The sequence below is a fragment of the Roseovarius sp. B-10 genome (genome assembly GCF_056859295.1).
Genome location: NZ_JBSXOE010000045.1, coordinates 62,418 through 71,438 on the forward strand (window position 1 = coordinate 62,418; position 9,021 = coordinate 71,438).

A 9,021-nucleotide genomic window follows, 5' to 3' on the forward strand; every position below is an offset into this window, starting at 1 on the left:
GTCACTTGACTCCGGTGATCCGTATTCCCGCCTGACACTTGAACTGGCGGTTGATGGTGATCAGCAAGGATGTCAGCGCCTCGGCAGCGACGGAGTTCGCCAGCGGCCCGGCATAATAGGCCTCCATCCCGAGACCGGCAATCAGACCCACGACCTCGGCGCAGGCGTCGCGGTCGTTGCCGGTTACCAGCACGTCGCACTCAAGTGGCTCCAGCGATTGCAACTTGTCGGCCGCCACGTTCTGAAGCGCGGAGACAAGGCGGACGTCTTCGCCAAGCAGCGCCTGCGCAGCAACCGCTGCCGAACCGCCTTCGGGCAGTTGCACGGTTCCCACCTTCGGCGGCATCAGCGGCACCGTGGCGTCAATGACGATCTTGCCGCGCAGATGTTGGGCGACAGCGGCCAGAAGCGCCTGCTGCTGAGCGTAAGGCACCGTCACGGCGACAATGTCCGCCGCAGCCGCAGCCGCCAGGTTTTCATCGCCGCGAATGTTGCCGGCGTCGATACCATGTTCCGCAAGGACAGCCCTTGCCCGCTCGGCGGCGGCTTCAGCGTTCTCGCGCGAGCGCGAGCCGATGATCACCTCGTGGCCGGCGCGCGCCAGGCGCAGCACAAGCCCGAACCCCAGAGATCCCGTTCCACCCAGAACCGCACATGATTTCCCAAACATTTCATTCTTCCTTGCGTCTATGATCGTGGCGCGGATTTGCGTGCGAAGAAGCTCGCGATCCGGCTCTGCGCTTCCGGCGTCATCAGGAGTTCGACAAAGCCCCGCGTCTCGATCCGGGAAACCAGATCCCAAGGCAGGTAGAGGCTTTGGATGGCCACGTCGGCAATGCGCCGGGCCGCGCGGTTGTTCGCGCCGGCCAGCCTGCGCAGCCATGCATGCGCCATTTGCAGCGATACACGGTCCTGCGCCGAGAGACGATGCGCCCCTAACGAGCGGCCTGCGCGGTCGAACGGCTGCACCGGATTGGGATTGCGGCGTATCCATTCCTTCGCGGCGGGAAGCAGGTCCGCCTGTTCGGCGACCAGCGCGTCCACCAGTCCCTCGTCCGCGCTGTCCCGCAATGAGACCCTTCGCCCCTGGAGCAGCCAGGGCAGCGCGCGTTCCAGCCCCAGAAGATGCGTCAGCCGGATCACGCCGCCCGCGGCAGGAAGGATACCGAAATCGGCTTCAGGCAACCCTATCTGGGCGTCCTCGCGATCCACCGCGATACGATGATGGCAGGCGAGGCACAGTTCATATCCGCCACCCAGCGCGGTGCCGTTGATCGTGGCGACGACCGGGACATCGAGCAGTTCGAGCCGCCGCAGATAGCTTTTCAGCTTCTCGAAATGGTCGAAGGTCTGCGCCTCCATTCCGGGGCGCGTCCGCGCCATCAGGGCAAGGTCACCACCGGCGAGGAAAGTCGATTTCGCCGATGTGATGACGACGCCGCTCAACTTGTCGCGGGCGGCTTCCAGCTGATCCAGGACATCGGCCATGTGCGACATGAACTCGTCGTTCATGACATTCACCTTGCCGTCGAGATCGAGCGTCAGTGTCGCAATCTCTTCCGCATCGGTCTGGAGTGTTATCTGGCCCATCGGTTCTCTCCTCAAACCCGCTCGACCAGGGTGGCGATCGCCATTCCGCCGGCTGCGCACAGTGTGACAATGCCGCGGTGCAGGTCGCGGCGTTCCAGTTCATCAAGCAGCGTACCGGTCAGGATGGCTCCGGTGGCACCGAGCGGATGGCCGAGCGCAATGGCACCGCCGTTCGGATTCATCCGGTCAGGTTCGATGCCGCTATGCGCCAGAAAGCGCAGAGCCACCGAAGCGAACGCCTCATTCACCTCGAAAAGGTCGATATCGTCATAACCGAGACGATGTATTGCGAGCAGCCGGTCCACTGCCGGTCCCGGCCCGGTCAGCATGATCGTCGGGTCGGATCCGACGACCGCACAACCGGCCACCATGCCACGCGCTGTCAGCCCGTGGCGCACTCCGGCTTCCGCGGAACCGAGAAGGAGAAGCGAAGCTGCGTCAGCGATGCCGGACGCATTTCCTGCCGTGTGTAGATGATTAACCTCACCGACCTCCGGATAGACGTCGCTCGCGATCAGATCGTAGCCCTCGGATCCGATTCCGGCGAAGGCGGCGCGAAGCTGTCCAAGGCGCTCCAGGGTTGTATCCGGCCGGATCAGTTCGTCATGGTCCAGCAGGAGCAGGCCGCTGGCGTCGCGGACCGGGACGATCGATCGATCGAAATATCCGGCCTTGCGGGCCTTGTCGGCGAGCCGATGCGAGCGCAGAGCAAAACCGTCGAGATCGTCGCGCGTCATTCCGTCCATGGTTGCGATGATGTCAGCGGAAATGCCTTGCGGCACATAAAGCCCCCCGACAGCGCCATCGATATCCTCGGCCCAGGGTCCGCCATCCGAGCCCATCGGAACGCGCGACATCGATTCCACACCGCCGGCAACGACCAAGTCGACATGGCCGGCGGCGATCTTCGCCGCGCCTAGATGGATAGCCTCGCTGCCGGAGGCGCAGAACCTGTTCACCTGCAACCCGGCCGGATGGTTTCCCCACCCGGCCGAAAGAGCCGCGATCCGCCCGAGCACGCTTCCCTGCTCGCCATGTGGATTGACGGTGCCGAGGACGATCTCGTCCACGGCTTCGCCGCCGATCGAATGGCGAGCCGAAAGCTCCCGGAGGAGGCCCGCAACGAGATGAAGCGGCTTCACGTCAGCCAGCGAGCCGTCGAGGCGGCCCCGTCCGCGCGGGGTCCGGACGGCGTCATAGATGAAAGCCTTGCGAGCCATGGTTGCTTCTCCCGTTGCGTCTTGCGTCAGGCCGTAGCCGCCTGTCGACCGAGGATCGCAGCGCGGGCGCTATCCTCACCGTCGGCATGCAGATCCTTCACGAGCCCGCGCATGATCTCCTTTTCCTCTTCGTTTTGAACGGGGATGGAGAACTCGCAGTTCGTGACCACGTCGCCAAAGCGCTCCTTGAGCTTGCGACCGATGACGTCATAGGTGCCGAACACCACGAACTGCTCCAGAACGTCGTCATTGATCAGCTTCGGCAGTTCTTCCCAGTTCTGGGCTCGTGAATGGATCTTCGCCTCGCGCGCCAAGTCGCCCAGGCCAACATGCTCGAAGCAGCCGATATAGGCCGGGGTCGAGGCGTAGAAGGCGATGCGCGCGCGGGCATCCCGGATTTTGGGCTGGAGTTCCTCCTCATTCGCCGCTGTGGCGATCAGCGGCTTCATCGACACGCTGAACTTGTCGAGAGAACGCCCCGAGCGCTCAGCGCCCTTGCGCACTTCGGCCAGCATCACATCCCTGATGTAGCCCGGCGTGCAGACCGGGTGCGGGCGGATACCGTCGGCGACTTCGCCCGCCACCATCGACATCACCGGGTTCACAGCCGCGATGTGAATCGGAATGTCGGGATGCTCGATCGGCCCGGCGTCGAACAGGGGCACCATGAGGTCGAGCTTGTAGAACTCGCCCTCGTAGTTGAGAGGCTTGCCGTTCTGCCAGGTGTCCCAGACAGCGCGGACCGCACAGATATAGTCGCGCATCCAGGGACCTGCAGGATGAGCCTGCATGCCGTAGCGCCGCTCGATATGGGCCTTGACCTGCGGCCCCAACCCCAGCGTGAAGCGACCGCCTGAAAGCTTCTGGATCGTCCATGCGCTCAGCGCCATGACGGTAGGGCTGCGCGGGAAGGCGATCGTGACGGCGGTGCCAATCTTGAGCGTCTTGGTGGCTGCGGCGGCGAGCGCCATGATGACGAACGGATCGTCCTTGGTCTCTTCGGTCATCAGTCCGTTAAGGCCGCATTCCTCGACGAGCTTGGCCTGCTCTCCGATGGTGCGGATATCGAGGGGCTTGTCCGGGGCGCGCAGACCAGGGTCTACCTTGCCCATGGGCAAAAGGGTTTCGATCAGCATGAATATCTCCATTTGCCGAGAGGGTTCGGATTGGGATGCGCTCTCTAACGAGCGCGAATGTTGGGTGACGGCCGGTCAGCGCAATTTGCGATGATCGATCACCCGAACGGCTTTGCCCTGCGAGCGCTCGATTGCACCGACGGGGACGACATTGACCGCCGCCGAGACGCCGATCACGGTCTTGATGCGTCGAGCGAGTTCGCGGCTAGCTTCGGTGGCGGCGCTCGGTCCGTCGCTGGCGCGCAGTTCTACGTTCACCCGCAAATGGTCCAGTGCGCCCTCACGGTAGATCTCGATCTGGAAATGGCCGCCGAGTTGAGGAAGAGTCAGGACCTGCTCTTCGATCTGCGAGGGGAATACGTTGACGCCACGGATGATCATCATGTCGTCCGACCGCCCGGCAAAGCGGTCGAGTCGCCGCATCGGGCGAGCCGTGCCCGGCAGCAAACGGGTGATGTCACGCGTGCGGTAACGGATCACGGGCAGCGCCTGCTTGGTGACGGTGGTCAGAACCAGCTCTCCCCATTCGCCGTCGGGCAACACGGCGCCCGTGCCCGGATCGATGATCTCGGGATAGAAATGGTCCTCCCACAACGTCGGGCCATCGAGGGTTTCGATGCATTCCGAGGCGACGCCCGGCCCGATGATCTCGGAGATTCCGTAATAGTCGACGGCCTGAAGGTTCAGCCGCCGGTTGATTTCAGCACGCATCGCCTCGGTCCAGGGCTCCGCACCCACCATCGCCACGCGCAGGGCGATGTCGGAATGGCTCAATCCCTGCCGGTCGAATTCATCCGCGATATTGAGCAGGTAGGACGGCGTCACCATGATGATGTTCGGCTTCAGGTCCACAAGCAGCTGGACCTGACGTTCTGTCTGCCCGCCTGATACCGGGATCACCGCGCATCCCAGCGCCTGAGCGCCATCATGCGAGCCCATGCCACCGGTGAAAAGGCCGTAATTGTAAGCATTATGCACCCGGTCGCCATGATGCGCCCCGGCCGCCCTTAACGAGCGCGCGACGAGACCCGCCCAAGTTTCCAGGTCGGCGGCGGTATACCCCACCACCGCAGGCTTGCCGGTGGTGCCGCTCGAAGCGTGAAAGCGCGCGATCCGATCAAGCGGAACCGAGAACATGCCGAAGGGATAGTGCTCGCGGAAATCCTGCTTCACCGTGAAGGGAAATTTCGCAAGATCGTCGAAGGAATGCAGGTCGTCCGGATGAATACCGGCATCTTCGCACTTGCGGCGATAGGGCAGGCAATTGTCAAAGGCATGCCGCACGACAGCCCGCAGACGCTCCCACTGCAGCGCCCTGAGCTCGTCGATGCTGGCTTTCTCGATAGCCTCCAGCTCGAAACGGCCACCGCTTTCGACCAGGCTCAGATCCATTGCAAACTTCCTCCTCGCACTGTGCGCGCTGCACACCGCTTTCATCGTGATTTATGCACGAAACGAATTGGAGGAAAAGGACATAAAGTACCAATAAAGAACACCGATTCTAGCAATCTAGAAGAATCATACGCTCATATTCCTTCTTATCTTGTTGTTATTTGATTGTTTTTCCCAGAAAGGCAGTTTTCTTCGCTCGGCTGAAAAGCGGGGGCATCAGGGCAAATACTCACAGCATAGTGTCGAAATGATCTGCGCCCCATTTCGACCGGGCAGCCGGCATGACCTCGCCTCCGTGATGGAGGTCAGCCATGCGACAGCATATCAGTTGATCAGGCCGTTCCAGTCGACGGGGCGTCACGTTCTCATTTCAATGGCGAGAAGGGCAACGGCATTGCGATCTGGCTCGTCATCTGCGGCATCAGGCTGGCGGGGCCATCCTTCGGCGGCCAAGCCCTTCCTGCACCGACTTCGCGTGCGCTTCGGATCGTGCGGCGAGGCTGGCATAGGGCCAGATCTGCGTCCTACGCGGCTCGCAATCACCCTCAGGCGCCGAGCAGTCGTGCCTTGACGGAACCCACCCACGCTTCGATTGTCAATCGGCCCTCTAATTGCGGGTAATTGTCAAGCATGTAGCATCCTTGCCGGGCTCATGGTTGCGCGCCGACAAACAAGGTGCGCAGGAGGTTATCTTCCGTCAGCTTCACGAGCCCGGCCGGCTCGGGCTATCGGATTTTACCGACATGGGTAGCATCGACGTGTCGATCGCCGGCCAGCCTCTCGATCATCTACTCTACCACTTCCGGCTCGTCTGGTCCGGCTTTGAACACACCCATGTCATTCTCGGCGGCGAGAGCTTCGTGACCCTGGCCGAAGGACTGCAGAACGCGCTGTGGTCGCTTGGGGGAGCGCCGCTCTATCACCGCAGCGACAGCCTGTCGGCGGCTTTCCGCAACCTCAGCGTCGATGCGAAGGAGGATCTCACGCAACGCTACGAGGAGCTCTGCGCGCACTACCGCATGACGCCGACCCGCAATAAGGGGCCAACTCACGAAACGGAAAAAATCGTACGCTAAGCCTCTCGCGGCGCCCGTAGCGGCCGAAATCGGCCGCGTTCGACTCGCTTATCCTGCTGCCAGGTGTAATCGCCGGTCAGATTGATGTGCTCCCACCCCAGCGGCGAGAGATGCGAAAGCAATGCCTCGTCGATGGATTGACCGGGGTTGGACAATGCTTGAATGGCTCGCTCTATATACACCGTGTTCCAGAGAATGATGGCGTTGACGACGAGATTCAGCCCGCTTGCGCGGTAGCGTTGATTCTCGTAACTGCGGTCGCGGACTTCGCCCAGCCGATTCAAGAACACAGCGCGGGCCAGCGCGTTCTTGGCCTCGCCCTTGTTCAAGCCCACCTGCACACGCCGGCGCAGCTCGACGTTTTGCATCCAGTCGAGCGCGAACAAGGTGCGTTCGATGTGGCCGAGCTCACGCAACACGATTGCGAGCCCGTTCTGACGTGGATAGCTGCCGAGCTTGCGCAACATCAACGACGCGGAGACCGTGCCCTGCTTGATCGAGGTCGCCAGACGCAGGATCTCGTCCCAGTGCGACCGAATGTGCCGGACATTGATACGCCCGCCGATCATGTCCGCGAGCGTCGGATACTGCTTCGCGTCGCCGGGAACATACAGGCGCCGGTCGGCCAGATCGCGTATGCGCGGCGCAAAGCGGAACCCCAACAGCTGCATCAACGCGAACACATGGTCGGTGAAACCAGCCGTATCGGTATAGTGCTCTGCGATCCGCAGATCCGACTCGTGGTAAGGCTGTTGTCCAATTCAGTGATAAAATAGACGGTCATTGTAGCGTTCAGGATATTCAGCTACGCGCTTCAACCCGCTGCACTCCCAAAAGAAAAATTGCTAGCGAGGAACGGCAGCAGCGCGGCCACCTACCCTCTCCAGCCAAGTGCACGGAGCCACGCATCGACCTGACCAAATGCATCCTGCTGCCATTGGTCGGCGGTACGTTCCCCGAGAATTTGCGTGTCCTGCACGAACTGGCGGACGCTAGTGGGGCCAAAACTATCAACCGCCTCGAACTTGCCGGCAATAAACCCGAAGCCCTCTTTGCCTTCCTTGTGAGCGAGAACCGGCTCGCAATCCGCAGCAAGTGCATCGGGGCCACCTGGATAGTTTCGAACGCAGTAATAGATGTCGTACGCATCCTTCCTCTTCAGGCGGTTCTCGATTGCGTACCCCTTCATTGCGAGGAGGGCGGGGATCGATGCGACGGCGATGTTGACGTGGTTCGCGCCTCCATTCGGCATCTCGCCCGAAATCGCAACGAGGTTGTAGAACCGTAAGGCCAATTCGGCACCCGATGCACGCTGCACGGCAAAATGCTCGATCAGCGGCGGTTTGTTCTTTGTGAAGACGGCGTCGAAAGGACGCAAGAAGTCGACAACCACATCGATCGGACCTCCACCATCATCGACAGGCACTGTCCGAACAAGCTGGAACAGACGATGATCGTCACGCTGCTCATACCCATTGGCGAGCGGCGCGAGGCGAGATGGCGGCCGAGGTGCGAGCGCACGACAGCAACAGCAGGCTAGACATCATGCTAAGGATGTACGGCCTGGGACGAGGACTGGTGTCTGCGTTTATCCTTTCGATTGGATTGACCCTGCTGTTCCCCGACGCGGGAGCGATCAGATGGAAGTATCTCGCGGTCCTCGGTATCGGCCTGGTCCTGTCGTACGCGCGGACGCGACGTTTCAGCCAAAACTACCTGCGAGAATTGGTGATCGGATATATGCGCTCGGTCGGGACGCCAAAGCCAACGGCGCAGGCCGAAGCAGCTTCCGACGATTGAAAGGAGGTAAAACGCCAGGTTGGTGGCACAGGATATCTGAGCAATTTGCGTTGTGAAAACCCGGTGCCTTCACACGATCCCCCACGCCCGGAACCGCCCCCTGCCCGTCATTTCACTTAGGTGGAGCTCCCCAACAAGATTGAGCGCGCCTTGCTTCGACACTTTCAGCGTCGCTTGGATCATCCCGGTCGAAACCAGCGGTCGCGAGAGCACCATTGCCATGCGCCCGCAGCTCTCATGTCCGGGCAGGCACACCCCAAGGTACTGGAGCGGTTTGCCACGCTGGCCGAGGCCATGCAGGGGGCAATCGTTCACGCCGAAGATATCACACCTGAAGACGCTCCACGCATCCTGGCAATCCTCGATCGGGAGGGGCGTCTCGTTCTGGCCGGAGCTACCTGTGATGGCGGGGCCGCATGGTGCCACCCGGTCTCGGATGCCGCCGAAGCCCGCGCCGTCGTGTCCGAGGCCAGCCAGACCCGCGCGCAGGCCATGCGGGCGGCCGAGTGGCATGAACATAGCCTCGCGCAACGGCTGCGGCACCACGCCGACCTTCTCGATGCCCGTCTTGTCGATCCGCTCTGGCGTGTCTTCGCGTCTCGCGCCCTACAGATCGCGGCGTGACGCCCGAGAGTCAGAGAAGGGCAGGGGAGGATGTGAGCCTAGCCCGAAAAATTCATGAGAAGGCGGCGGAGGTAGCGTAACCATCTGAAACATTGTATGTTTTGGTTGTTGACGCCAAACATGCAGTTTTCAGGAGGACGACCTCCGCCATGGTCAATTCTACGTGCTCCGCACCCCGCCTGT

The 9,021-nt window shown here is 61.7% G+C and carries 8 protein-coding genes and 3 pseudogenes; 3 read left to right on the forward strand and 8 right to left on the reverse strand.

The genetic code is table 11. From position 1 onward, the window contains the following. Position 1 precedes the first annotated feature (1 nt). The 5 genes from npdG to AC13D8_RS20795 all read right to left on the reverse strand — a co-directional run bounded on the left by npdG (position 2) and on the right by AC13D8_RS20795 (position 5,338). Positions 2 to 670 carry an NADPH-dependent F420 reductase gene (npdG, locus tag AC13D8_RS20775; RefSeq protein WP_482970390.1) on the reverse strand — a complete coding sequence of 223 codons (669 nt, stop codon included), beginning with the start codon at positions 668 to 670 and terminating at the stop codon, positions 2 to 4. A 17-nt stretch (positions 671 to 687) separates the two neighbouring features. Next, a complete protein-coding gene (locus tag AC13D8_RS20780) occupies positions 688 to 1,590 on the reverse strand; it encodes an enoyl-CoA hydratase/isomerase family protein (protein WP_482970391.1) in 903 nt (300 codons plus the stop codon). A gap of 11 nt (positions 1,591 to 1,601) precedes the next feature. Then, a complete protein-coding gene (locus AC13D8_RS20785) occupies positions 1,602 to 2,810 on the reverse strand; it encodes an acetyl-CoA C-acetyltransferase (protein WP_482970392.1) in 1,209 nt (402 codons plus the stop codon). Positions 2,811 to 2,836: 26 nt separating this feature from the next. Next, a complete protein-coding gene (locus AC13D8_RS20790) occupies positions 2,837 to 3,946 on the reverse strand; it encodes a TIGR03617 family F420-dependent LLM class oxidoreductase (RefSeq protein ID WP_482970393.1) in 1,110 nt (369 codons plus the stop codon). A gap of 75 nt (positions 3,947 to 4,021) precedes the next feature. Continuing rightward, positions 4,022 to 5,338, reverse strand: a complete 1,317-nt coding sequence (locus AC13D8_RS20795; RefSeq protein ID WP_482970394.1) for an AMP-binding protein — start codon at positions 5,336 to 5,338, stop codon at positions 4,022 to 4,024. 659 nt (positions 5,339 to 5,997) lie between these two features. Between AC13D8_RS20795 and AC13D8_RS20800 the strand changes: the two are divergent. Further along, a pseudogene (locus AC13D8_RS20800) lies at positions 5,998 to 6,393 on the forward strand (IS21 family transposase); the annotation flags it as partial. 17 nt (positions 6,394 to 6,410) lie between these two features. On the opposite strand, the pseudogene AC13D8_RS20805 reads toward AC13D8_RS20800, so the two are convergent. Continuing rightward, positions 6,411 to 7,160 (reverse strand): annotated as a pseudogene (locus AC13D8_RS20805) (Tn3 family transposase); the annotation flags it as partial. A 128-nt stretch (positions 7,161 to 7,288) separates the two neighbouring features. After that, complete coding sequence (locus tag AC13D8_RS20810) at positions 7,289 to 7,840, reverse strand: nucleotidyl transferase AbiEii/AbiGii toxin family protein (protein WP_482970395.1); 552 nt, start codon at positions 7,838 to 7,840, stop codon at positions 7,289 to 7,291. A 71-nt stretch (positions 7,841 to 7,911) separates the two neighbouring features. Here AC13D8_RS20810 and AC13D8_RS20815 point away from each other — a divergent pair, with 71 nt between their 5' ends. Then, positions 7,912 to 8,214 carry a hypothetical protein gene (locus AC13D8_RS20815; RefSeq protein ID WP_482970396.1) on the forward strand — a complete coding sequence of 101 codons (303 nt, stop codon included), beginning with the start codon at positions 7,912 to 7,914 and terminating at the stop codon, positions 8,212 to 8,214. A gap of 69 nt (positions 8,215 to 8,283) precedes the next feature. On the opposite strand, the gene AC13D8_RS20820 is transcribed toward AC13D8_RS20815, so the two are convergent. After that, complete coding sequence (locus AC13D8_RS20820; protein WP_482970397.1) at positions 8,284 to 8,436, reverse strand: helix-turn-helix domain-containing protein; 153 nt, start codon at positions 8,434 to 8,436, stop codon at positions 8,284 to 8,286. On the opposite strand from AC13D8_RS20820, the pseudogene AC13D8_RS20825 reads away from it, so the two are divergent. Then, positions 8,431 to 8,838 (forward strand): annotated as a pseudogene (locus AC13D8_RS20825) (DNA repair protein RadC); the annotation flags it as partial. The gene AC13D8_RS20820 and the pseudogene AC13D8_RS20825 overlap by 6 nt on opposite strands. Positions 8,839 to 9,021 lie beyond the last annotated feature (183 nt).

Bases quoted from the DNA above. Each gene is read 5' to 3' on its own strand.
- AC13D8_RS20820 (WP_482970397.1), bottom strand. From the start codon at position 8,436: ATGGCAATGGTGCTCTCGCGACCGCTGGTTTCGACCGGGATGATCCAA.
- AC13D8_RS20780 (WP_482970391.1), bottom strand. From the start codon at position 1,590: ATGGGCCAGATAACACTCCAGACCGATGCGGAAGAGATTGCGACACTG.
- AC13D8_RS20790 (WP_482970393.1), bottom strand. From the start codon at position 3,946: ATGCTGATCGAAACCCTTTTGCCCATGGGCAAGGTAGACCCTGGTCTG.
- AC13D8_RS20815 (WP_482970396.1), top strand. From the start codon at position 7,912: ATGGCGGCCGAGGTGCGAGCGCACGACAGCAACAGCAGGCTAGACATC.
- npdG (WP_482970390.1), bottom strand. From the start codon at position 670: ATGTTTGGGAAATCATGTGCGGTTCTGGGTGGAACGGGATCTCTGGGG.
- AC13D8_RS20785 (WP_482970392.1), bottom strand. From the start codon at position 2,810: ATGGCTCGCAAGGCTTTCATCTATGACGCCGTCCGGACCCCGCGCGGA.
- AC13D8_RS20795 (WP_482970394.1), bottom strand. From the start codon at position 5,338: ATGGATCTGAGCCTGGTCGAAAGCGGTGGCCGTTTCGAGCTGGAGGCT.